This window comes from Pseudogulbenkiania sp. NH8B (assembly GCF_000283535.1).
Taxonomy (GTDB): Bacteria; Pseudomonadota; Gammaproteobacteria; order Burkholderiales; family Chromobacteriaceae; genus Pseudogulbenkiania; species Pseudogulbenkiania ferrooxidans.
This window is the reverse complement of the sequence record NC_016002.1, coordinates 2003768-2028930: the sequence shown is the minus strand read 5'-3', so window position 1 is coordinate 2028930 and position 25163 is coordinate 2003768. Positions and strand designations below refer to the sequence as shown.

Annotated in this window: 16 protein-coding genes; 13 read left to right on the top strand and 3 right to left on the bottom strand. The window is 57.1% G+C overall.

The genetic code is table 11. The features are described from left to right. Window positions 1-83 precede the first annotated feature (83 nt). From NH8B_RS09315 to pgaD, 4 genes are all read left to right on the top strand, one after another. Complete coding sequence (locus NH8B_RS09315; RefSeq protein ID WP_008954086.1) at window positions 84-422, top strand: P-II family nitrogen regulator; 339 nt, start codon at window positions 84-86, stop codon at window positions 420-422. Between the two features lie 293 nt (window positions 423-715). Next, on the top strand, window positions 716-2683 hold the full coding sequence (gene pgaB, locus NH8B_RS09310) for a poly-beta-1,6-N-acetyl-D-glucosamine N-deacetylase PgaB (protein ID WP_014087076.1): 1968 nt from the start codon (window positions 716-718) through the stop codon (window positions 2681-2683). Between the two features lie 8 nt (window positions 2684-2691). After that, window positions 2692-3960 (top strand): poly-beta-1,6-N-acetyl-D-glucosamine synthase, encoded by a 1269-nt coding sequence (pgaC, locus tag NH8B_RS09305; protein WP_008954084.1) that lies wholly within the window; start codon window positions 2692-2694, stop codon window positions 3958-3960. 23 nt (window positions 3961-3983) lie between these two features. Next, a complete protein-coding gene (pgaD, locus tag NH8B_RS09300; protein ID WP_014087075.1) occupies window positions 3984-4418 on the top strand; it encodes a poly-beta-1,6-N-acetyl-D-glucosamine biosynthesis protein PgaD in 435 nt (144 codons plus the stop codon). 243 nt (window positions 4419-4661) lie between these two features. Here pgaD and NH8B_RS09295 read toward each other — a convergent pair whose 3' ends face one another. Beyond that, window positions 4662-5453, bottom strand: coding sequence for an outer membrane protein assembly factor BamD (locus NH8B_RS09295; RefSeq protein WP_014087074.1), 792 nt, complete (start codon window positions 5451-5453; stop codon window positions 4662-4664). Here NH8B_RS09295 and rluD point away from each other — a divergent pair. Both rluD and pgeF read left to right on the top strand, forming a co-directional pair. Further along, window positions 5452-6540 (top strand): 23S rRNA pseudouridine(1911/1915/1917) synthase RluD, encoded by a 1089-nt coding sequence (gene rluD, locus NH8B_RS09290; RefSeq protein ID WP_014087073.1) that lies wholly within the window; start codon window positions 5452-5454, stop codon window positions 6538-6540. The genes NH8B_RS09295 and rluD overlap by 2 nt on opposite strands. Further along, window positions 6527-7270: a peptidoglycan editing factor PgeF gene (gene pgeF / locus NH8B_RS09285; protein ID WP_014087072.1), complete on the top strand. Its 744-nt coding sequence runs from the start codon at window positions 6527-6529 to the stop codon at window positions 7268-7270. The genes rluD and pgeF overlap by 14 nt, the downstream gene beginning before the upstream one ends. A gap of 46 nt (window positions 7271-7316) precedes the next feature. Here pgeF and NH8B_RS20875 read toward each other — a convergent pair whose 3' ends face one another. Further along, window positions 7317-7511 carry a hypothetical protein gene (locus NH8B_RS20875; RefSeq protein WP_148282961.1) on the bottom strand — a complete coding sequence of 65 codons (195 nt, stop codon included), beginning with the start codon at window positions 7509-7511 and terminating at the stop codon, window positions 7317-7319. 159 nt (window positions 7512-7670) lie between these two features. Between NH8B_RS20875 and NH8B_RS09280 the strand changes: the two genes are divergently transcribed. From NH8B_RS09280 to NH8B_RS09255, 7 genes are all read left to right on the top strand, one after another. Next, a complete protein-coding gene (locus NH8B_RS09280; RefSeq protein WP_014087071.1) occupies window positions 7671-10520 on the top strand; it encodes a ribonucleoside-diphosphate reductase subunit alpha in 2850 nt (949 codons plus the stop codon). A gap of 323 nt (window positions 10521-10843) precedes the next feature. Then, the gene (locus NH8B_RS09275) at window positions 10844-11419 is read left to right on the top strand and encodes a hypothetical protein (protein ID WP_014087070.1); all 576 of its coding nucleotides are present in this window, start codon (window positions 10844-10846) and stop codon (window positions 11417-11419) included. A 217-nt stretch (window positions 11420-11636) separates the two neighbouring features. Then, a complete protein-coding gene (locus tag NH8B_RS09270; protein ID WP_008954077.1) occupies window positions 11637-12719 on the top strand; it encodes a ribonucleotide-diphosphate reductase subunit beta in 1083 nt (360 codons plus the stop codon). 282 nt (window positions 12720-13001) lie between these two features. After that, the gene (locus NH8B_RS09265) at window positions 13002-16868 is read left to right on the top strand and encodes a hypothetical protein (protein WP_014087069.1); all 3867 of its coding nucleotides are present in this window, start codon (window positions 13002-13004) and stop codon (window positions 16866-16868) included. A gap of 507 nt (window positions 16869-17375) precedes the next feature. After that, entirely contained in the window at window positions 17376-18092 is a 717-nt protein-coding gene (locus NH8B_RS20445) for a phospholipase D-like domain-containing protein (protein ID WP_014087068.1), read from the top strand. 333 nt (window positions 18093-18425) lie between these two features. After that, window positions 18426-19697: an HNH endonuclease gene (locus NH8B_RS09260; RefSeq protein ID WP_014087067.1), complete on the top strand. Its 1272-nt coding sequence runs from the start codon at window positions 18426-18428 to the stop codon at window positions 19695-19697. Between the two features lie 504 nt (window positions 19698-20201). Then, on the top strand, window positions 20202-22856 hold the full coding sequence (locus NH8B_RS09255; RefSeq protein WP_014087066.1) for a TrlF family AAA-like ATPase: 2655 nt from the start codon (window positions 20202-20204) through the stop codon (window positions 22854-22856). 412 nt (window positions 22857-23268) lie between these two features. On the opposite strand, the gene NH8B_RS09250 is transcribed toward NH8B_RS09255, so the two are convergent. Beyond that, on the bottom strand, window positions 23269-25014 hold the full coding sequence (locus tag NH8B_RS09250) for a hypothetical protein (RefSeq protein ID WP_014087065.1): 1746 nt from the start codon (window positions 25012-25014) through the stop codon (window positions 23269-23271). Window positions 25015-25163: the final 149 nt, after the last annotated feature.

The window sequence follows — 25163 nt, the reverse complement described above, 5'->3', positions numbered from 1 at the left end:
TAAGGCCGGCAGCCGTTATGCCTGGCAAAATTTCCATTTACCCACCCACAACAAACCCACGTGCCGTCAAGGAGCACCCCAAAATGAAAAAGGTCGAGGCCATTATCAAACCGTTCAAGCTGGACGAAGTGCGCGAAGCTCTGTCGGAAATCGGCGTCACCGGATTGACCGTCACCGAGGTCAAAGGCTTCGGGCGCCAGAAAGGGCACACCGAGCTCTACCGCGGCGCCGAATACGTGGTGGACTTCCTGCCCAAGGTCAAACTCGAGGTCGTCATCGCCGACGATCTGGTCGACCGCGCCATCGAGGTCATCATCAATGCCGCCCGCACCGGCAAGATCGGAGATGGCAAAATCTTCGTCTCCCCGGTCGAACAGGTCATCCGCATCCGCACTGGCGAAACCAACGAAGACGCCGTCTAATCTCAGCGAAAGCGGGAAACCCTCCCGCTTTATCCCTTTTAATTCAATTGCTTGCCAACCAGCTCGTTGCACGGGCAGATTACGGCAAGCTTAACGAAACCAGCTCGTCCCCTTTCCACCACAGCGCCTCTTTTGCACTGCACATAAACTCATTTTCCCGCTCGCAATCGCGCCCACTCCTGATAGAATGACGCGCCTCCCGGGACTCCCTCCGGGCCCCTGTCGCCTCTGGCACAGAGTTTAGCGGCACCGTTTACGCTGACCCGACTTAAACCGACATATAAAAACGACTGATGACCACTCGACTGATGCCCTTGCTGTGGGGATTCTTGCTGTGCCTGCTCAGTAGCGTTGGCCTGGCCGCCACGCCGGACAACAAGCTGACCATCCTTACCTATCACGAAATCGCCGACAAAAAAGACGCTCTCGAGCCAGCCTTTGCCGTCGCGCCGACCAATTTCGTGCGCCAGATGGATTGGCTGAAGAACAATGGCTACCACTTCGTCAGCATGGACGACGTGCTGGCCGACCGCAGCGGCAAGAAGCCGCTGCCGGAAAAAGCCGTGTTGCTGACCTTCGACGACGGCTACCGCTCGATGTACGCCAATGCCTTCCCGGTTCTGAAGATGTTCAAGGCGCCGGCCGTGGTCGCGCTCATCGGCAACTGGCTCGATACCAACGGCACCGTGCGATTCGAAGGCAAGCCCGTGCCACGCAACGTCATGCTGATGTGGGACGACGTGCGCGCCATGACGCAAAGCGGCCTGGTGGAAATCGCCAATCACACCTACAACATGCACGAGGGCATTCTGGCCAACCCACAAGGCAATATGCAGCCGGCTGCCACGGCACGCCGCTACCTGCCCGAACTCAAGCGCTACGAAGACGAAACCAGCTACCGCAAACGTATCTACGCCGACCTGAAGCGCAATAGCGACCTGCTGCGCAAGCAGACCGGCAAGGCGCCGCGCATCATGATCTGGCCGTACGGCCGCTACAACAGCACGTCCAGCGACGTGGCCCGCCAACTCGGCATGCCGATCGGCATGACGCTGGACGACGGTGCCAACAACGAACAAACGCCGCTGCACGCACTGCGTCGCGTCCTGATCGAGGGCAATATCACGCTCGACGCATTCCGCAAGGAACTCGCCATCCGCGAGGCCAACATCTCCGACAACGATCGTCCAGGCAAGATCATGCACGTCGATCTGGACTACATCTACGACCCGGATCCGGCGCAGCAGGAGCACAACCTGGGCCGCTTGCTCGACCGCATCGTCGCCATGGGCGTAAATACCGTCTACCTGCAAGCCTACGCCGACCCGGACGGCAACGGCGCCGCCGACGCGGTGTACTTCCCGAACCGCCACCTGCCGATGCGCGCCGATCTGTTCAACCGCGTCGCCTGGCAGATTCGTACTCGCACAAAGGTGAAACGCCTGTACGCCTGGATGCCGATGCTGGCTTTCGAACTACCGAAAACCGAGCCGGCAGCGAACGACAAGGTCGTCACCCTTCCCAACAAGGCCAACCACCTCGTCATGGGCTATCCGCGCCTGTCGCCGTTCTCGCCGCGCGCGCGCCAGGTCATCAGGGATATCTATCAGGACCTCGCCCGTTCCACACCGTTCGAGGGCTTGCTGTTCCACGACGATGTCACGCTGTCCGATTATGAAGACGCCAGCCCGATGGCACTGAAGACCTACAAGGAATGGGGCCTGCCGACCTCGCTGGAAGACATCCGTGCCAACGACGATCTGCTGGGGCGCTGGACCATCCTCAAGATCAACACCCTCGACAATTTCGCCATGGAACTGGCCGAGGTCGTGCGCCAGGAACAGCCGGGCCTGAAGACGGCCCGCAATCTCTACGCCACCGTAGCGCTCAATCCGCGCTCCGAAGTGTGGTACTCGCAATCGCTCGACAACTCGCTCGCCAACTACGACTTCACCGCCATCATGGCTATGCCGTACATGGAAAACGCCGCCGATCCGATGGCTTTCCTGCACGAAATAGTCGATAAAGTGAAGGAGCATCCGGATGCCATGGACAAGGTGGTATTCGAACTGCAGGCCATCGACTGGCGTAGCAACAAACCGGTGCCAAGCCAGGAAATGGCGGACACCATCCGAACCCTGTATGGTTGGGGTGTACGCCATGTCGGTTACTACCCTGACAACCTGCATCGCGATCATCCGGATCCAGCCGTGCTCAAGCCGGTTCTGGACAGCAAGCCGAACGCACCGGACATCCACTAGGCAGACTGATGGTTATTGCATTACTGAAAACACTATGGCAGGGACTGCTGGGTTTCGTGTTCTACTACCCGCTGTTCATGTCCTATTTGTGGATGATCGGCGCCGCACTGTTTTACTGGCGCCATGAACGCAAGGACGGTCCGTACACCCAGCCCACCCCCCTGCCGGACACGCCGCCGGTCAGCATCCTTATCCCCTGTTTCAATGAGGGGGATAACGCAGAGGAAACCATCAGCCACGCCCTGGCGACCGACTATCCCGACTTCGAGGTGATCGCCATCAACGATGGCAGCAAGGACAACACCGCTGAAGTACTGGACCGCCTGGCCGCCAAATACGACCACCTGCGCGTGGTGCACTTGGCGCAGAACCAGGGCAAGGCCATGGCACTGCAGGCGGGCAGCCTGCTCGCCAAGAATGAAATCCTGATCTGCATCGACGGCGACGCCCTCCTCGACCGCAATGCTGCGCACTGGATGGTGCGCCATTTCGTGCAGGACCCGGAAGTCGCTGCCGTTACCGGCAACCCTCGCATTCGCAATCGTTCCACGCTACTGGGACGAGTACAGGTTGGCGAGTTCTCCTCCATCGTCGGCATGATCAAGCGCGCTCAACGCAGTTTCGGCCGTCTGTTCACAGTGTCCGGCGTGATCACGGCCTTCCGCAAGTCGGCCGTGCACCAGGTGGGCTACTGGAGCGCGGACATGCTGACCGAGGACATCGACATTACCTGGAAGCTGCAGCGGGACGGCTGGGACGTACGCTTCGAGCCCAATGCCCTGGTGTGGATCTTGATGCCGGAAACACTGAAGGGCCTCTGGAAACAGCGCCTGCGCTGGGCCATGGGTGGCGCCCAGGTCCTGCTGAAGAACCTCGATGTCATTCGCCACCCGAGCCAGAACTATTTGTGGCCATTGATGCTCGAACTATGCCTGAGCCTGTTCTGGTCCTACGTGATGCTGCTTCTGGTGATCATCTGGGCCGCTGGTTTGTTGCTGCCGACCGGCTGGCTGCCCCATGTTGGATCACCGCTGATTCCTCAATGGAGCGGTGTGATCCTGGGGGCCACCTGTCTGTTGCAATTTGCCGTCAGTAAGTGGCTTGATAGCCACTACGACAGAGGGTTGGGACGCAACTACTACTGGATGATCTGGTATCCTTTGGTGTTCTGGATCATTAACATTGGTTCAACCATTGTTGCCTTCCCCAAGGTACTGCTGCGTGGTGAAGGTAAACGTGCCCGGTGGGTAAGCCCGGACCGCGGCATTCGCGCCTGATCGAATCGAAAAGAGGATTCTCCATGCATGACAACCTGATCATCAACGCCCGTCATCACCTGCGCTGGCATCAGCGCTTGCTGTCCAATGCTTCCACCGCGGTGGCATGGGCAGGCTGGCTGTACCTGTGGCGCCCCATCGTCAATGGCGCCAACTGGCTCACCAGCTGGGGTGCCAGCTACCAGCAACTGCTGGCCAAGACGCTGAGCACCGGGTCGTCGGGTTCGCTGGAGAATTCGGTCGTGGCATTGCTGGGCACCTCCGGCACCCTGCTGCTGTGGTCGCAGCTACCATCCCGCAAGCCGAAAGCCACTGCCCATCAGCTGGAAACGCTGGAAAGCTACGCCAACCACTTTGGCATGGGCGAGCAGCAGATTCTGGCCGGTCGTGCTGCCTCGGTCTGCGTGGTACACCACGATAGTCATGGCAAGATCATCGGCATCGAGCCGAAAGCCTGAGCCAGACAGCTGAAAATGAAATGGGTCGCTGATGCGACCCATTTTTTTGTCCAACCCAACTCGTTGCCCGCTACTGACCAAGCCTGCACCTGGCTCCTCCTTTCAGGCGGCCCACCCGTAGCGCCCTCTTCTCAAAACCAGGCAGCATCGCCCACCCCGCCGGCTGCGCCCGTCGCGCCATAGCACAAAGAAAACGGGCCGCTGTTGCGACCCGTCTTCTTCAACCGAAACTGCCGAACCGGATTATTTCCAGAACTTCCACCACGGCATTTCTTCCGTCTGCCAGCCTTTGGCGAGGTACTGGCTCTTGGGGTAATTGAGTTCCAGTACGCGCCGGGCATCGTCACGCAGTTGCGGCATGCCCAATTTGTCGTAGGCCGTTACGGTCAGCGCCAGGGCCTCTTCCAGATAACCGGTGTTGGCGTATTCCTTCACAACGTTCTGCGCCCGGCCGGCGGCGGCGAGGTAAGCGTCACGCTTCATGTAATAGCGAGCCACGTGCATTTCGTGCCCACCCAGCGCCTTGATCAGCTTGTTCATCTTCTCGGTAGCGTCGGCCGAGTACTGGCTGTTGGGGAAGCGGCTGGTCAGCTCGCGGAACGCCAGAAACGCTTCGCGCGTCGCGCGCGGATCGCGCTCGCTCATGTCCTGGCCGGCCCACTTGGCCAGCAGACCGGAATCATCGTTGTAATACACCAGGCCCTTCAGGTAGAGCACATAGTCGAGGTTAGGGTGTGTCGGGTGCAGCTTGATGAAACGGTCGGCCGCGGCAATGGCCAGTTCCGGCTCATTGTCCTTGTAATGGGTGTACGCCAGGTCCATTTCCGACTGCTGGGCATAACGTCCATAAGGGAAACGGGCCTCTAGCGCTTCGTAGAGTTTGACAGCACGGGTATAATTACCACTGTTCAACTCGTCCCTTGCCTCGGCGTAGAGTTTTTCAACGGTCCAACTGCGTGTTTCATCATACGGCTCATTGGAAGCACACCCGGCGAGGCTAAGCGCCACCAACATTGCTGCAACGTATCTTTTCATGACCGATCCTTACTTTGACTCCGAGGATTATAGCGATATCTCTGAAAACGAGGTATCCGCGACGCAACAGTTCGACGTTCCCCTGTCTCTGGCAGGCGAGCGGCTCGACGCGGCGCTGGCTAAACTCCTCCCGGATTACTCGCGTAGCCGCCTGACCCAGTGGGTCAAGGATGGCCACGTCTTGCTGGACGGCAAGCCTGCCGCCCCCAAAACCAAACTGCTGGGCGGTGAGCACATCGAAGTTGCCGTCCAGCAAACCGAAGAACAGCTCGCCTACCATCCGGAAGCGATGGAACTGCCCATCGTCTACGAAGACGACCACATCATCATCATCAATAAGCCTGCCGGCCTGGTGGTGCACCCGGCGGCCGGCAACTGGACCGGTACGCTGCTCAACGGTCTGCTGCATCACTGCCCTGCCCTGACCCACGTGCCGCGCGCCGGTATCGTGCACCGGCTCGACAAGGAAACCAGCGGCCTGATGGTGGTGGCCAAGACCATCCCGGCGCAGACCGAGCTGGTACGCCAGATGCAGGCGCGCAGCGTCAAACGCATCTACCGGGCTATCGCGGACGGCGTGGTGCCGTTCGACGGCAAGATCGAAACCCTGATCGGGCGCGATCCACACAACCGCATGCGCATGGCCGTGGTGAAATTCGGCGGTAAGCAGGCGATCACCCACGTGCGCGTGCTGGCCACTTTCCCCAGTCACTCGTATATCGAGTGCCGTCTGGAAACCGGCCGCACGCACCAGATCCGCGTGCACATGCGCGAAGCACGCCACCCGCTGGCCGGCGACCCGCTCTACGGCAACCCGCGCCACACCATGCCGGACGAGGTCGAAGAGGCCGTCAAGGCGCTGGGCCGCCAGGCGCTGCACGCCTACAGCCTGTCCCTGACCCACCCGGCCACGGGCCAGGAAATGACCTGGAAGGCCAAGCTGCCGGATGACATGAAGCACCTGCTCGCGGTACTGGGCGGCGAAGGCCAGCCCCAGGAAATGGCCGAGCACGACAACCTCGACGAGGACGACGAGGACTGGGACGACGGAGACTACGATGTCGAGGTGCTGTATGTTCGCGACTAACCCCGACTGGCTGACGGCCGACTGGCCGGCACCGGCCAAGGTCAAGACCCTGGTCACCACCCGCAAGGGCGGCGTCAGCGAAGCGCCCTACGACAGCTTCAACCTCGGCGCCCACGTCGGCGATCTCCCCGAGCATGTTTCCCTCAACCGCGAGACGCTGCGCCGCTTCGTGCCGGAGGAACCGGCCTGGCTCAACCAGGTGCACGGCACGCGCGTGGTGAACGCCGCCGACGTCACCGAAACCCCGCCCGAGGCCGATGCCAGCGTGAGCCGCACCCCGGATGCGGTATGCGTGATCATGACCGCGGACTGCCTGCCGGTACTGCTTACCAGCCGTGACGGCAGCGTGGTCGGTGCCGCCCATGCCGGCTGGCGCGGACTGTGCGACGGCGTGATCGAGGCCACGGTGAGCGCAATGAACGAGCCGGCGGCCAACCTCATGGCCTGGCTCGGCCCGGCCATCGGGCCGGATGCCTTCGAAGTCGGGGCCGAGGTGCGCGCCGCCTTCATGGCGCACGACCCCGCCGCCGCCCAGGCCTTCACCGACATCGGCGAGGGCAAGTTCCTGGCCGACATCTACACGCTGGCACGACAGCGGCTGGCGGCACTCGGCATCTCCGACGTCTACGGCGGCGACTTCTGCACCGTGATCGACCGCGAGCGCTTCTTCTCCTACCGCCGCGACCGCACCACCGGACGCATGGCGAGCCTGATCTGGATCGAACCCTGAGCAGCGGGTTTGGCCACGACACGAACCGCCCACCGTGGCGGTTTTTTCATGCCTGCGGCGTAGCATCGCCGCCACACGCCATGCCCACACCATCTGGTGTTGTTTTGTTGCCAGCGAACCATTCCTTGTAATACGGGGCTTGTAGCCTGCCGCACCGCAATAGCACGGCAAGCACCGAAAACTGGAAGTGGGCCGCAAAGCCAATAACCACGCGGATTTCCGTTTTCCAGCGCGCTGTCAAGACTTGTTCTGCCGCTCACTCACCACTAGAATTTGGGCCTGTTCCGCAGTAAAACAATACATATAGTGTTTGCCCACAGCTAACACACAGCTTTTCAACAGACTTGTCCACAGCGGATTCATCCCGCTGGCAATCCACCACCCAAAGCAAGAGGGCCCCATGCAACTGACCACCTTTGAAGGGCAAACTGCCGCCGAGCTCGGCCGAGCCGCCGCACCGCAAGCCGACTTCAGCCAGTACAAGACCATCCGCCGCAATGGCGCCGTCGTACCGTTCGAACCGGTCAAGATTTCCATCGCCATGACCAAGGCCTTCCTGGCGATCATGGGGCACCAAGGCGCGACCTCCGCCAGCATCCGCGACAAGGTCGCCCAACTGACCGAGATGGTGGTGAGTGCGCTGATGCGCCGCAAGCCGGAAGGCGGCGCCATCCACATCGAAGACATCCAGGACCAGGTGGAGCTGTCGCTGATGCGCGCCGGCGAGCATGACGTGGCCCGCGCCTACGTGCTGTACCGTGAAGAGCGCTCGCGCGAGCGCGCCGCCCGTGGCGAAGCCCTGACCCAGATCACCATCAACGTAGTACGCAAGAACGGCGCCAAGCTGCCGCTTGATATCGCCAAGCTGCGCGCCACCATCGAATCGGCCTGCACCGGTCTGGCCGAAACCGACGTCGACGCCATCCTCACCGAAACGCTGAAGAACATCTACGACGGCGTCAGCGAAGAAGAAGTCAACAAGTCCGCCATCCTGGCCGCGCGCGCCATGATCGAGCAGGACCCGGCCTACGACTACGTCACCGCCCGCCTGCTGCTCAACAACATCCGCCTGGAAATCCTCGGCGAAGCCGTCAGCCAGGAAGAAATGGGCGAGTGCTACGTCAGCTACTTCCCGCAGGCCATCAAGAAGGGCATCGCCGCCGAACTCTTGGACGAGCGTCTGGGCGAGTACGACCTGAAAAAACTGGGCGCCGCACTCGACGCCAGCCGCGACCTGCAATTCGGCTACCTTGGCCTGCAGACCCTGTACGACCGCTACTTCCTGCACGTGAACGGCACCCGCATCGAGATGCCGCAGGCGTTCTACATGCGCGTCGCCATGGGTCTGGCGCTGAACGAGGTGGAGCGCGAAGCGCGCGCCATCGAGTTCTACAACGTGCTGTCGAGCTTCGACTTCATGTCGTCCACCCCGACGCTGTTCAACTCCGGCACGCGCCGCAGCCAGCTCTCCAGCTGCTACCTGACCACCATCGCGGACGACCTCGACGGCATCTACGAAGGCATCAAGGAAAACGCCCTGCTCTCCAAGTTTGCCGGCGGCCTCGGCAACGACTGGACCCCGGTGCGCGCCATGGGCTCGCACATCAAGGGCACCAACGGCAAGTCGCAAGGCGTGGTGCCGTTCCTGAAGGTGGTCAACGACACCGCCGTGGCGGTCAACCAGGGCGGCAAGCGCAAGGGCGCGGTATGCGCCTACCTGGAAACCTGGCACCTCGACATCGAGGAATTCGTCGAACTGCGCAAGAACACCGGCGACGACCGCCGCCGCACTCACGACATGAACACCGCCAACTGGATTCCGGACCTGTTCATGAAGCGCGTGATGGACGGCGCCGAGTGGACGCTGCTGTCGCCGTCCGAGTGCCCGGACCTGCACGACCTGGTCGGCGCCGCCTTCGAAAAGCGCTACCAGGAATACGAAGCCATGGCCGCCCGTGGCGAGATCAAGGTATCCAAGCGCATCCCGGCCCTGAGCCTGTGGCGCAAGATGCTGACCATGCTGTTTGAAACCGGCCACCCGTGGATCACCTTCAAGGACCCGTGCAACATCCGCAGTCCGCAAGGCCACATGGGTGTGGTTCACAGCTCCAACCTGTGCACCGAGATCACGCTGAACACCAACGACGACGAAATCGCCGTGTGCAACCTGGGCTCGGTCAACCTGGCCCGCCACATGCAGGCCGACGGCACGCTCGACGGCGCCAAGCTGCAGCGCACCATCCGCATCGCCATGCGCATGCTGGACAACGTCATCGACATCAACTTCTACCCGGTGAAGAAGGCGCGCAACTCCAACCTGAAGCACCGTCCGGTCGGCATGGGCATCATGGGCTTCCAGGACTGCCTGCACATGAAGCGCATCCCGTACGCCTCGCAGGAAGCGGTCGAGTTCGCCGATGAATCGATGGAACTGGTGGCGTACCATGCCTACTGGGCGTCGAGCGAACTGGCCCAGGAACGCGGCCGTTACCCGTCGTACAAGGGCAGCCTGTGGGATCGCGGCGTGCTGCCGCACGACAGCATCAACCTGCTGGCGGCCGAACGCGGCGGCTACCTCGACGTGGACCGCACCGAGCGCCTGGACTGGAACAAGCTGCGCGAGCGCATCAAGGAACACGGCATGCGCAACTCGAACTGCCTGGCCATCGCCCCGACCGCGACCATCGCCAACATCATCGGCGTGTCCGCCTCGATCGAGCCGACCTACCAGAACCTGTTCGTGAAATCCAACCTGTCGGGCGAATTCACCGTCACCAACGAACACCTGGTGCGCGACCTGAAGAAGCTCGGCCTGTGGGACGAAGTGATGGTTTCCGACCTGAAATACTTCGACGGCAGCCTGGGCCGCATCGACCGCATCCCGGCCGAACTGAAAGCGATCTACGCCACCGCCTTCGAGATGGACCCGAAATGGCTGGTGGACGCCGCCAGCCGCCGCCAGAAGTGGATCGACCAGGCGCAGTCGCTGAACCTGTACATGGCCGGCGCCTCGGGCAAGAAGCTGGACGAGCTGTACAAGTACGCCTGGGTTCGCGGCCTGAAGACCACCTACTACCTGCGCACCCTGGCGGCCACCAGCGCCGAGAAGTCGACCGGCCGCGGCGGCGAGCTGAACGCGGTATCGGCCACCACCCCGGCCGTGAGCGCCGCGCCGGAAGTGGACAACACCCCGGCCACCGACGCCAAGTTCTGCTCGATCGACAACCCCGACTGCGAGGCTTGCCAATAAGGCAAGCGGAACCATCGGCGGTTGATGCGAAGCAACAACCCGGATGCGATTCGCCGCCTTGCGCGGTGAATCGCCAGGCCCGCAAGGCATGCGAGGTTTGCCAATAATGTAGAAGTAGAGCGGAAGCCCCTGACTGAGCAAGGCAAGTGTAGCGTTGCGAAGGAATGGGGCGTTCCCCGCCAAGGTTGGCCGAAGCGAAGCCCGCTTCGGCCAACCCCTCATCTCCAAGCCGGTTCCCCGAGCCGGCTTCAGGATGAGCCGAACCCGGTAGCCGTCCGGCCAGTCAAAACCCCATGCGACCTCACGTCGCCGAGGAGATTGTCATGCGCCGTTTACTGCTGCTGTGTGTCATCGCCCTGCTCGCCGGCTGCACCACCATGGCCGACCAGCTGCACGGCTCGCTGAAGCCGCCGCCGGGCCAGGGCTACGCGATCTTTTCGATGACGGTGCGCACCTTCACGCCGGACAGCGCCAGCGCCAACCTCAACTGGCGCGGTCTGGACAACAGCCGGCACGGTACGGTCTGGGCCAGCTTCAACACCGACACCGTGTTCGGCGAAGAAGGCATGAGCCCGGCGGAAGGGAAGCTGCAACTGGTGGCGCTGCCGCCGGGGCGCTACGAACTGCAGGACGCCTGGGGCCAGTGGAGCGACGACGACCTGTGGTGGTCTTCTTATCACCGCGTCACGCACTTTGCGCTGAACAAGCCGTTCGACATCCGCGAGGGCGAAACGGTCTACCTCGGCGAAGTGTGGTTCGACCTCAACTACCGGCCGGAAGTGGAACTGCGCGACGCGCAGCGCCGCGACTTCGGCCACATGCGCCGGGTGTGGAAGGTGAACGACTTGTCGTCAATCACCATCCGCCCGCTCACCGGCCGGGTGAACGGCGGCTACTGAAGTAGATCGGCAGGCAACCGCGGCCGCAAGACAGAAGAAGCGCCGCGTCGCCCTTCGACCGGGCCGCAATCGGCAGGGCCAGCCCCCTGCCCCATTCTCAAGCCGGCTCCGCCGAGCTGGTTTCGGAATGGCATTGAAACATCGGGCTTCGGCCAACCTTTGAAGGTTGGCCGAAGCCCATCGAAACACTTTAGAAAGAATAACCAGGAGTATCCGCATGCTGAGCTTTGAAGACCCGATCACCCCCGTGACCGCCGCCAACAACTCGATGGACGCCCACGGCACCGGCCGCGTCAACGCCAGCGACAAGCGCGTCATCAACGGCCAGACCGACGTCAACCAGCTCGTCCCGTTCAAGTACAAGTGGGCCTGGGAAAAATACCTGGCGCAGTGCGCCAACCACTGGATGCCGCAAGAAGTGAACATGCAGCGCGACATCGAACAGTGGAAAACCGGCCAGCTTTCCGAAGACGAAATGCGCCTCGTCAAGCGCAACCTCGGCTTCTTCGTCACCGCCGACAGCCTCGCCGCCAACAACATCGTGCTCGGCACCTACCGCCAGATCACCGCGCCGGAATGCCGCCAGTTCCTGCTGCGCCAGGCCTTCGACGAAGCCATCCACACCCATGCCTACCAGTACATCGTCGAATCGCTGGGCCTCGACGAAGGCGAAGTGTTCAACGCCTACCACGAGATCAAGTCCATCCGTGACAAGGACGAGTTCCTGATCCCGTTCATCGACACCCTGTGCAACCCGGAATTCAAGACCGGCACCACCGAAACCGACCAGCAACTGCTCAAGTCGCTGATCGTGTTCGCCTGCATCATGGAAGGCCTGTTCTTCTACGTCGGCTTCGTGCAAATCCTGGCGCTGGGCCGCCAGAACAAGATGACCGGCGCCGCCGAACAATACCAGTACATCCTGCGCGACGAATCCATGCACTGCAATTTCGGCATCGACCTGATCAACACCGTGAAGCAGGAAAACCCGCAGCTCTGGACCGAAGAATTCAAGGCCGAGATCACCGGCCTGTTCAAGCACGCGGTGGAACTGGAATACGCCTACGCCGAAGACACCATGCCGCGCGGCGTGCTGGGCCTCAACGCCGCCATGTTCAAGGAATACCTGCGCTTCATCGCCAACCGCCGCATGCAGCAGATCGGCCTGGAGCCGATGTTCCCAGGCGTGACCAACCCCTTCCCGTGGATGTCCGAGATGATCGACTTGAAGAAAGAGAAGAATTTCTTTGAGACGCGGGTTACCGAGTACCAGACCGGCGGAGCGTTGAGCTGGGATTGATAAGTGTCAGAAATCGGAAAGCTTGAAATTTTGTAGCCAAAATTTGCAATTTCCGATAGTCAAAGTATGAAATATTGCTTTACGCAAAGGAAAGGCCCTGTCATTACAGGGCCTTTTTCATGATGTGCTCGGAAGTAACCGCTTGCCGGAACATTCTCCGAACGAGTAACAGATATCCGGTGAGGAAGTGACCTTCTTGTGGGTATTTGGGTGTCAAACGTCATCAATGCCGCTGCGTACAGTAACATATGGGATACTTGATGCCTTACCAGAGGAGCAGCGATGGCTCTACCGACCGACACTTCGGGTCCGTTTGACGTTAGGACCGACGATCTGACCCAGATCGACGCTGGCCAAGCCGTCGATCTGTTCCGGCAACTTCTTGTCATAGAGGCTGCCAAGGTTGGCATTCCCATTACTAACGTCGACGTTCCTGCCGCAATTAACGTCGCAGACGGCGGAATCGACGCCGAGGTAGCCGGCCTGTCCGGAGTAGTGCTGCCGGCAGGCCTGATCTCCGAAGGTCTGACCCGCTATCAAATCAAGACTGGGAGCTTCTCTGCCTCGACGGCCTCTGATATTAGGTCGTTGCTTGTCCAGCCTAAGTTCGCAAAAGGCGACCATCAGCGTACAAAGGAAGAGCTCCAGCCGCGAGTGCTTAGCTGTTTCGAGAAGGGTGGGACCTTCGTCGTTGTGCTTTTCGGCTCGGATCTCGTTGGAACCGCCGACGATCACGGCGCGACCCAAATCAGCGAGTTCATGGCGTCCATTGATCCGTCGTTTGCGCAGGTAGAGGTGCGGATTATCCGTGCGAACCAGTTGTGCTCAGCGATCAAGGTGCTAGCTCCCGGTATCGCGATGCGTCTGAACCGCGTACAAGGCTACGACGACGCTGTCTTCCATGACCTGTCGTTCATGGCGGACTCCTGCGACCTCGAGATCGACGTTTACCAGAGCACCGCGGAGCTTGACAGAGCTACCGAGCAGATTACGCGATCGGCCAACAGCATCAATGGTTTCCAGCACGTGCGTGTGCTTGGCGACGCAGGTGCCGGCAAGACCCACCTCATGTATCGTGCGTTGAGCGCTTCGCAACTTAGTGGCTGCGTCCTGTACTGCCGGGACCCTGAGCAAGCCCTTGGGAGCGCGCCGATGATGGTTTTGCGACAGATGGCGTCGAAGACGACCATCATCCTAGTCGCTGATGAATGTGATTTAGAGACCGCGGAGGGTTTGACGGCACTGTTCAAGAAGCTGGCGACCAAGATGCTGCTTGTAACAGCCAACAATGTGGCAGAGCCTGGCAGTGCGCATGCGAACACGCAAGTAATCGACGTGCCGCGTCTCGAACAACCAGTAGTAGCAGACATCTTCAAGGGCTACGGCATCCCCCCGAACGACGCAAACTGGTTGGCAACCTTATGCGAGGGATCGCCCCGGGCGGCGCATCGGCTGGGCCAATACATCCAGAATAACCCTGATCAGCAGCCCGCTCAGCAACTGGCTCACCTAGACGGGCTCTGGGACCGTATCGTATGCGCGCCCCACAAAATCGATTCCGCCGAGGGGCAAGATAGGCTGGCAGTGATACGGACGCTGTCGCTATTCCGGCAAGTTGCGTGGGAAACAGAGGATGGGCCGGCAGTTCAAGCTGCGGTGCTGGCTGTACTGAAGCAGCTCGACCAAAATTTTTCTCAGCTGAGGCTATCTCGCTCGGTCGACGCGCTGCGAAATCGCCGTGTGCTACAGGGACCACGAACGCTATTGATCTCGCCGAAGCTGCTCCATGTGGCCATGTGGAAAAGTTGGTTCGATAAGTACTCGAACGCAGTGAATGTGCAACAGCTGCGCGAGGGTCTCGGGGCCCGTATGCAGGAGCATTTCGACGAGATGCTCATGTTCGTCAGGGAGTCAAAGGCGGCGATAGTCTGGGCCGAGCGTCTGATGGGTGAAGGTGGGGTGTTTGCGTCGTTGGCGGGCTACCAAACCGCTGGTGGCGCTAGCCTTTTTTTCGCGATAGCGCAGGCTAGACCCAAGGCAGCCCTGCGCCGTTTTGCTGCTGCCTTGGGTGCTGAAACTGTTGAGGTCCGGCACGAGTTCAAAGGCGATGCGCGTCGTACCGCAGTCCAGCGGCTCGAACAGCTCGCTATCCCCGCTGAGACGTTCTTCGAAGCTGCGGAATGCTTGCTACTTCTGGCCGAGGCAGAGAACGAGAGCTGGTCCAACAACTCGACAGGCGTCTTTATCGAACTGTTCGGTCTTGGATATGGGCCTGTTGCCGCGTCTGAACTTTCGCCCGTCGACAAGATTGACTATCTGTACAAGTTACTGCGTAGCGAAGTGCCGTTCCGAAGAGAAATTGCCGTTAAGGCCCTGGGTAAGAGCCTTGACCCCTTCATGAGCCGGACTAGCATCGACGAGGTGATCGGCCTACGACGTCTGCCTGACCGCTGGATGCCGAAGACCTACGGGGAGCTGTACGACGCGTATGCCGCCCATGTGAGGTTGCTGGAAGAAGCTGTTGACTACCTGCCTGCGACGGAAGCCACGGAGGCAGCCACGGCGATTTTGAGCCACATTAGAAGCCTCATCCTGATTGTCCCACTGGCCAACACGGTCCTAGCCTTCCTGCGCCGTGCCGCCACAATGCCAGACCTGCGCGAGCAGTGCATCGAGACCATCGTGGCTACCCTTCACTACGAGGGTAAGGAGCTGCCTGAAACAGTTAAGTCTGAGCTCCATATCATCTGTGCTGAACTGACGGAGTCCTCCTTCTCTAATAAGTTGCGCCGCCATGCGGGCATGAAGCTGATTGAGGACAACTTCGACGCTGAGGGGCAGTATTCCGATGCGGCGGGACCGGAGCTAATTCAGCTTGTCGCCGACGCTGTGGCAGCCCCGGCGTTGCTGGTACCCGAGCTGGCATGGCTTGTCACGGACGAGGCCAAGAACGGATTCCAGTTTGGCCAGCTTCTCGGTCAAACCGATGACTTTAAATTGTGGCCCCCCATCATTTCGACATGGATCAATGCTGGCGAGCATCGGTCCGACTTCTTCATTGGAGGCTATCTCGCTGCATTGCACGCCAAGAAGATCGATTTGTGGGAGCAAATCGTCGAGAACTTGTTGGCAAATGCTGAGATTCGTAGTTCCGTGCCTAGCCTCATCTGGCGTTCGGGGATGAGTTATCGCATCGCTAAGGCGCTACTGAGCATGGCTAGGCAGGGGGACATCGATCCGAAGGCTTTCCGGCTGTTCGTCTATGGCGGTGTAGTCAACCAGTTGCCACTGAATGTGCTCGAAGGCATCGTCGATCTGCTGCTGGAGGGCGACGATCCGAGCGCGCCCGATGCGGCGATGGACATTCTTGATTCTCGGCTGCGAGGCCATCCTGACGAATTAAGCACCTTGTCGATCCGTATCGAGCGGGTATTGAATTCGGCAGTATTCGTCGAGGGGGCGGCAAGCAAGCATTCGAACAACATGCTGCAGTTTCGCTGGAATGAGCTCGCAAACCGCCTGCTCGACTTCGATCCCGACGCTGGAGCAAAGCTTGCAGTGCGGTGCATTGCCAACTTCGCTAACGTAAACAGCATCACCTCTGGCTTCCACCCTGAACCGTTGAAGTTCCTCTCCAAAGCGGCAGAGGCAAAGTCCGCTATCATCTGGCCAGCCATTGCGCGGCGGTTAGAGATGCAACGAAAAGAGCTCGGGACCTGGCATCTCCTGAACTGGCTCCGGGGTGGTCGATCAATACGTGGGGCCGACGACGCAGGCATTGATGCCTTCCCTCCATCGATGGTCTTTGAATGGGTGGATGTCGATGCCGAAGACCGCGCATGGGTTCTTGCCGAGCACTGCCCGCCGAACATTGCTAGGCCGGATGAACCGGCTACCTTTGCGCGGCTAATGCTTGAACGTTACGGTGCCATAGAGAAGGTTCGGCGCAGCTTGCACGCCAACAACTTCTCCGAGAGCTGGGGCGGGCCAGCTAGCGAGCATTATCGTCGAAAGCTCGCGGCTTTGGACGCCAATTTGGAGGTCGAAACTAACGATAATGTCCGCATATGGCTAAAGGAACATCGCGAGCAGCTTGAACGCAGCATCGAACGAGAGGTTGAACAGGAGCTCCGCGAAAGCGAGCTTTGAGGTCTGCGCGTTGTGCTCTACACGCGAAGCTCGTGCGAGAAGGCACGCGGGCGTCGTTCTACGAGATCAGGGCTCTGTCAGTCCTCCCGACTACGACTTACCGTCGTGCGGGGTGGCATGCTGCCGCAAAAAGGAGGAAGCCTGATCCGTGACTGCCATATGACCGGTCTCGAAGAAAGCTGGCGTTCGGCTGCAAAATAGCCCCAAGGGTTCTTCTGTGATGGAGACTTGCTATTCGCTCGGTGCTAATCGTACGACTGCCTTTGGCGGATGATCTGCCACGGCTCCCGCCAGGGGGCAGCAGGTCGGCCATTGTGGACGTTCGTGGATCAGGCAGAAAGCATCCGATTTTGGCCGCAACCGGGCATTGACGATTTGTCCCGAAAGCAGACAGCCAAGCAAACTTCCTTGCTGGGCGATAGACTCTATATGCACAATTCGTGCATGTACATCAATTCATATACGAACCCCGCAGGTCCGTTTAATAACAGTTCATAGTCAATCAGCATGAATTTAAATGAGTTCCAATTAAAAAATGATGGGATTTGGGATTATCTTAAGCTAGAAGATAATAGCGTAAGCGATGACAATGGCGTTTCTGTCTATTTCAGGAATATTGAAAGTAAGCTTATTGAGCACCTTCAGAAAGGTAACGCTGTTTTTGGAGCTGTTGCTTGGCTAACTAGCAAAAACATACTTGAAGCACTTTCACACCTCGAATATGTTCAAATCGTAGTTCAGAAAGAAGACTTTCTGAGACCAGATGGAGATAACAAGTCTGCCAAAGAGTGGAAAGACTGGCTCCGTAAATGCTATTCAAAACTCAAGTGCTCCATTCAAAGAGGAGAGTTTGATTCCTGGATACTCGGAGCTACCTCTTTAGACAAGGACCATTCGTTAGAGCCAGTCAGATGCGTTGGATGCAGTAACACAAATAAAAAAGCAGCGTTTCCTAGGATGCATAATAAGTTCTTGGTTTTTGCAAACGTAGAATTAGTTTCCGATTGCGGCTACCCAGTCCATATAATGGAGCCATATGCCGTTTGGACTGGCTCATTTAACCTATCAAAAAATGCAACCAACTCCTTGGAAAACTCACTTTATATAACCAATAAAACAATTGTTGACGCCTACTTTAAAGAGTACACACAAATAGCAGCCATATCTGAAAAACTTGATTGGACATCAGAATGGATTAATCCAGAATGGAATATAGGAGCCTAGAGTGCTACAAGACCTTGCAGCGGACAAGCTGCTGAAGGCGGCATTCCTGAACGCCCCGATCTCGAAGCAGCCAACTTCCGTTTTGGGTCGATGGCAGCTCCACTCTGAAATAAAGCGGCATCAGGCGGCAACCGGCCAAATGCAGACCTTTACCCCAGCTTGCCAGAAGTAGTCACAGAGCCCAACATGCGTCCGGTATAGTTGCCTTCTTGCACTGACACTGATATACCAAGAGAATGAATGCCATGGGTTTCATGACTACTCTGCCTGTGTCATCACTATCCGTTGTTACGCAGGCCCAAGCGTAAACTATTAGTCTTAGGAAGGTAGGCAATGGAGCACTTTAGAATTCAGTTTTTCTCTACTAACCAATTAGGAGGGATTCTTGATATTGGTTATGCCGCAGAGCAAAGCGAGGTGGTTCATGACTTCCTTTGGGTATTCGATGCGCAGCATGAAGCAACAAGCCAAACAATTAATATTGATTACAAGCATCGAAATACTGAAGAGTTCAAAAATAAACTGGGAAGATTTATATCAAAATACAAGAGTGCGCTACCCCAGATTCAGCAGCTAGGCTCACAATTCAATAAATTAAACCCCGACGAATGGTTTTTTATTCTCCCGCCGGTAGAGTTAACGACCGCGCAAAAATACGAAGCTGAAAACGAATTAAATTGCCTGAATGGGTTTCGGAATGAATTCAGCGAGGATGAAGTAAGGTTGCTATTTGGCAATCTGATGGAAAATTATGAGCTAGTGACCTTTGATTTAGATAAAGGCAAGAAGATAAAGATTGGAGAGAATTTAAAAGTTAATAGAGTATGCAGGTTTTGTCATGAAAAAATTCCCAATGTAAGCTTTAGCAAAGAGGCTCATGCAATCTCCGAGGCTCTTGGGAATAAAATTCTTATCCTGAACGATGAGTGCGATGGATGCAATGAGTTTTTTGATGAGAACATTGAAAGGGATTTCATTTATTATCACGACATGGCAAGGACAATTTATGGGGTAAAAAACAAAGAAAACAACATCCCAAAGCTGAATGGAAAAGATTTTAAACTGTTTAATGGTGGCGAGGGCAATCTATCCATAGCCATCATTCAAAGTAATCCAGGCAATGATAGCACCGAGGTTCCGGAGAGTGTATCTTTTAAAATTGGAAATAAGTTAAAGATACAAAATCTTTACAAGGCTCTGTGTAAGTTTGCGTTAAGTGTGATTGATTCTAAGCACTTGAGTTATTTTGAAGACACCATTCTATGGATAAGGAACCAGAAAGAAGCGAACGCTTTACCCAAAGTGGCGGTATTGAATAGCCATGCATTTTTTACGCGACGACCTGAGATTATTTTGTACTTAAGAAACAATGAAAGTACGACACTGCCGTATCTGGTTGGAGAATTTAGATTTACATGCTACCTGTATATTTTTATTGTTCCGTTTTCCAGTAAAGACACAAATTGTTTCATTGACGACCAAGAGTATCGTGAATTTTTGACTTGCTTTAAGCATATTGGTACCAAAGATGGCTTTAGCTTTATTGATTTTTCTCAGAATATTGAAAGAGAAGTAAGCTTCAAGATTAATTTTGAAAAAAATTAACAATGCCACGACCACTACCCCCAATAAAGTGTCGCTTGTGCTTCTTGGCCCCAGTTATGGCTAGCGTTAAAGGTCTGCTTTTTCAACACGCCAACAGCCGCGTTGGGCGAAAAGCAGGCGCAACCACGGGTCGAATCCGCAGTTAGAAACGAACATCTCAAGATACGTGACCGACATCAACCTAGACGGTCCCCTCAGGTGCGTATGCGGTTACGATACCCAAATTCTACAAGCATGCTGTGATGACTTTGAATTGGCCCGGCGACCCCAGCAGCTCTATCTCATGGGTCTGGCAGAAAATACGCGACCAGGTTGATTTCTTCTACATTTTTGACGTAGGCACGCAAGGCTGTAGATTCCGGTGAATCTTCGCTGGCCATTTCTAACCCCTAGTCCTGATAGTGGTCATCCTTGATTCAGAGCGCTCGTCTGAAGTTCGGCCAAAGCTACAGCTCATGCTATTGTGCTAGCATGACTGCTATCAGCTAACTAGCAGAATCTCTTATGAGCGATCAATACACCTACGCGAGATTTTGGCGCTGCGCGCTGCAGGTCAATCCTGTCGGTTACAACGGCACTTATAGAGGTGCCAATCATGGGTTGGACGAAGACGGATACAACCAAGCCTTGCTCCAAAAGTGTCTTGAGCTAGGCATCGCGGTTGTGGGCTTGGCCGATCACGGCAGCGTGGCCAGTGTCGACGCCTTGCGTCAGGTGTTGCAGCCGTACGGGATTGTGGTGTTTCCCGGCTTCGAGATCGCCTCAAACGACAAAACGCATTACGTCTGCCTCTTCCCCGAGGACACCACGGTACAGCAGCTTGATCGCTACCTTGGCAACCTCAAGCTGCATGATCCAGCAGATGGCATCCGGCCTTCCCGTCTGAGTTCGGAGGAGCTAATCGCAGAGGTCGATCTACTCGGCGGGTTTATCTATGCGGCTCATTGCACACAGGAGAGCGGGCTGCTGAAAAACCGCCTGAACCACGTATGGAAGCACCCCAAGCTGCGGGCAGCCCAAATTCCGGGGTCGATAGACGACCTGACGAGCATCGAGGGTGATTTCTATCGGAAGGTGTTCTTGAACAAGGACGATGGCTACCGGCGTGAGCGCCCTGTGGCAGCGATCAATGCCAAGGATGTTGCCAAGCCTGATGACTTGGATCAGCCGAGCGCAACGTGCTTCATCAAGATGACACGGCCCACTTTCGCTGCGTTCAAGGTCGCCTTCCTCGATCCGGGGTCGCGTGTCCGGCTCAACTCCCAGCAAGCCCAAAGCCCGATTGGTAAGGTGGTGCGCATGACGGTGGCCGGTGGCTACCTCGATGGCGTCCGGGTAGATTTTTCCGACCATCTCAACACGGTGATCGGTGGCCGTGGAACGGGTAAGTCAACTTTGCTCGAATGCCTGCGTTTCGCCTTGGACTTCCCACCCAAAGGCAAGCAGGCCCATAAGCTCCACCAAGAGATCATCAGGGAAAACCTTGGCCGGTCAGCCGGTCGGGTAGAGCTGACGGTGGTGTCCTCTGCCCAGAACGGCAAGCAGTACATCATCTCCCGCCGTTATGGTGAGCCGCCGATGGTGCACGACATGGACGGTAATATCTCCACCCTGCTCCCCCGCGACCTGCTGCCAGGCATCGACATTTATGGCCAGAACGAGATTTATGAGCTGGCCCAAGATGAAGCCAGCCGGGTGCAGTTGCTGGATCGATTTCTACCTCAAGATGGGGAGTACGAGGCGAAGAGCGCTGACGTGCATAGGCGCTTGAAGGACAACCAGCAGAAGCTCACGAAGTCACTGACCGATCTTGACGAGCTGAATGCGCAGGTTGAGCGCCTGCCCAAGCTGGAAGAGCAGCTTCGCGGGTTTGATGAGCTGGGGATCAAGGAAAAGCTGGCCAAGACCTCATTGCTTGCATGCGAGCGAGAGATTGCCAAGACCGCTACCGATGGCGTGCAGAGCTTTCGAGATGCGCTTTCGGAGTTGCGTGACAGCTTGCCCGATCTTGCCTTCATCAACGATGAGGCCCTTGAGGGATTACCTGACGCTGCCCAGTTGCTCGCTATGCGCACGATGCTGAATGGACTCAAGCAGGGATTCACCGATCATCTGACCGCCATGCAGGCCTTGCTTGATGAAAAGGCAGGACAGTTCTTTACTCAGCATGGTGCATGGCAGCAGGCCATTCAGGGACACGATGCCGAGTTGGAAAAGACGCTTCGGACGTTGCCCGCCACTGCTGGAAAGAGTGGGCAGGAGGTCGGCGTTGCATATCAGAAGTTGATGGGGGAGATCGAGCGCATCAAGCCCATGAAGTCGCGGGCAACTACGCATGAGTCTCAGCGCGACACCTTGCGTCAGGAGCGGCGAAACCTGTTGGCCGAGTTATCCGATTTGCGTGGGCAGCGTATACAAGCGTTGCAGAAGGCCGCGAAGAGGCTGAACAAGCGACTTGAGGGCAAGCTCAAGGTGGAAATCGTGCCGGAGGCTGACCGTACTCCATTGATGACGTTCCTGCTTGGGTGCAAGTTGGATGGCGTGGGTGAAAAGCGGCTTGCGTTCATCGCGGAAGCCGAAACGATCAGTCCGTTGTCGCTTGCCCAGTCGATACAGAAAGGATCAGCCGACGTGCAACTGGATTGGGGAGTCACGCAGATGGTGGCCGATGCCCTCACCAAGCTCCAGTCGCATCAGCTCATGGAGTTGGAGGCCTTGGAGCTAGAGCATCGCGTGGACATTTTCTTGAATGTCGCGCATGGCCAAGCCGATCCTGTTTTCCGTCCGCTCAATAAGCTCTCTACGGGTCAGCAGTGCACTGCAATCCTGCATATGCTGCTGTTGGAGAACGTTGATCCTCTTCTGATGGATCAGCCGGAGGACAATCTAGATAACGCCTTCATTGCGGATCGGATCGTCGCCGAGCTGAGGGAGGCGAAGACCAGTCGTCAGTTCTTGTTCGCTACACACAACGCAAACATCCCCGTGTTTGGAGACGCCGAGTGGATTGGCGTGTTCACGGCCGCTGAGAATCAAGGGTGTCTCGGACTGGAAGCACAAGGCTCCATTGACGTGCCTGTGATTCGAGATCAGGTGGCAAGCATTCTGGAAGGCGGGCGAGATGCCTTCATTCAGCGCAAGGAGAAGTACGAGTTTTGATGCCCTGAATCGCTTCTCATTTACTAGATACGTTAATGGCTGCTTTCCCGATGTGAAAGCAGCCATTGCTCATTGTAGGCTTAAGCGACTGCTTAGGTCGAAGAGTGCTCAGCAAAAAAACTGGCGGTTATTCAGAGCCGGGTGAATGGCTCCAGCCTCTCTAGACACTCTTGAGCCGTTGGAAATATTGCTTATCAAACTCTACCGGCGATAGCCCATTGGCAGAACCATGTCGGCGCTTCGGGTTGTAGAACAGGCGTGTCCGAATTTTTGTGCAACCCTGGTTTGGGTGGTTTCTTTGGGCTCCGTGGTTGTCACTCTTCGCGGTCATGTTGGATCAAATTTTGTCGTTATTTTGTTGCTAGGTACTGGCAAAGCACCCGAGTAGCTATTTTCGCGATGATCCTTTCCGTTAGTCAGTGAGATAGCTCTCGTTCATTTCGGGGTGAACTTCAAATCTTTTTGTTTCAAAATAGATCAGGCCTCCCTCCCTCGGAAGAGAATCTAGCCTCTCGAGCGCTCGGTTAATCCGGAAACATTGCTCGGCGTTAACGTAGAAGCGATGCTCGTCCAACCAATTTCTAGAGTCATGAAAATTATCGAGTGTTGCCTCTTCCAGCCCGGTAACATGTTGCTCAATCCGAGTACGACAGACCAATCGTCTAAGCCGAGGAATGATGTCGACCGTGCGATCATCCGACACGACAATAGCAAGCCTTTGACGGCTGCCCGCCGCCACGTAGCGCACGCCAGAGTTATATCGTGATCCCCGTGAAGGTGTGCACTGATCGGTCGCTTCACCGTCGAGAATGATCCCTATAGCGTGGCACAAGCCAGAGGGATCGAGCAATATGGTGCCGTCGATTCCACTGGCACTCCGGAGCAACGATTCAGAAAGAAGGGTTGGCACGATACTGGTGCCTTGCTTACTGAGCCTGCGTGCTTCGCTTGCTGCATCTCCCGCAACGACGATCATACTGCCGTGTTCTTGGCGAACCTGGGCCAGCAGCAGATTCCACAGGTGCAATCCATTTTCTTGTGACGACTGTGGAAACAACCGAGCATAGTTAGCAAGGAAGGCGGCCTTGTTGAAGGGTTCCTGCGGAAGTTTTGGCACCGCATAGTGACTGCGAAGCAGCCCTTGATTGCCCCAGCGCAACTCCCAGTGATAGTGATCGATGAAATCAACTGTGAACGCATCCTGTGCGCTGGAGTCGTACGAATCCTTCAAGTGCCCCAGTCCGTAGATATACCGACTGTCTGCGATGATTCCAACACCTGTCGTCGCCATCTGTAGCACTTTCCGAACCCATCTCGGCTCACGAAAAGTCACTGGCTCAGCAAACTTAGCCATGAACTCGACAGCGTCGTTCTCGGGGTTCGCAAGTATGAGGTGGCCCACACCTTTTGTCCCCTCATACATGAGAGAGGAGACAAGGTTCAGTGCATCGAAAAGATCGGTATGGATGTATCGTTGCTCGACCGATAGCCCTGGCGTATGCATAAAGTTTTTCGCCGCGATACGCACGACCTCCTCCGCGCTTCTCATGCCGTGGTGAGTAAAGCGCCCCGGGTCTGGATTATGTAACTCCTCAGTAGCTTCATGAAGAACTGCAGCCATTGCCGCGTGGATTAGGCTGCGATACCCCCATCCAGAGTGCCCCTTCTTGATTGGCTTAGAGGGCAACGGAGGAAACTGCAAGAGGGTAGCATTGGGAATCTGCACGATCGGGGTGACATAATAATCACCTATACGCCGGACCTCACCGTAGAACGATGTTACGTCGTGTGCGGCGTCGAAGGCCTTGAGTGACTTGCCAACTGAGGTACGCACTGAGTCGCGGCGCATCCATTCCGGCTTGTCGCGCATACTGGGTTCGTCGCCGTAAATTATGCTCTGCAAGTGGTGGTCGCGATAAGTCGATTCTATCGAATCGAGCAAGCCATCGAATAATGACAGGAGCCACTTCCCACCTTCCGGCTCTACACACACTGGATTCGGGTTCTTGCTATCCGGGCTACGCGCCCCGACAAGTAACACCTCGGCCTCTGCCGGCGCCCCCAACTCCTTAAGGACATCTCGAGCCAGCAATCGAATATGTATTCTGTAGCTCTCTTGGTATCCCCACATGAAAAGATTAATGACGCGGCCGACCATTCTGACTCCATTTGTAGTGCCGACCGCATTGTCCTTACGGCGGATGATTGATTTTGGGGCACATCACCAAGCATTCCAAAAATTGATGGTTCGTTGATAAATGCTTAATCGCCCCGCCTTTACGTAAGCGCCAGCCGAAGCTGGCCAGT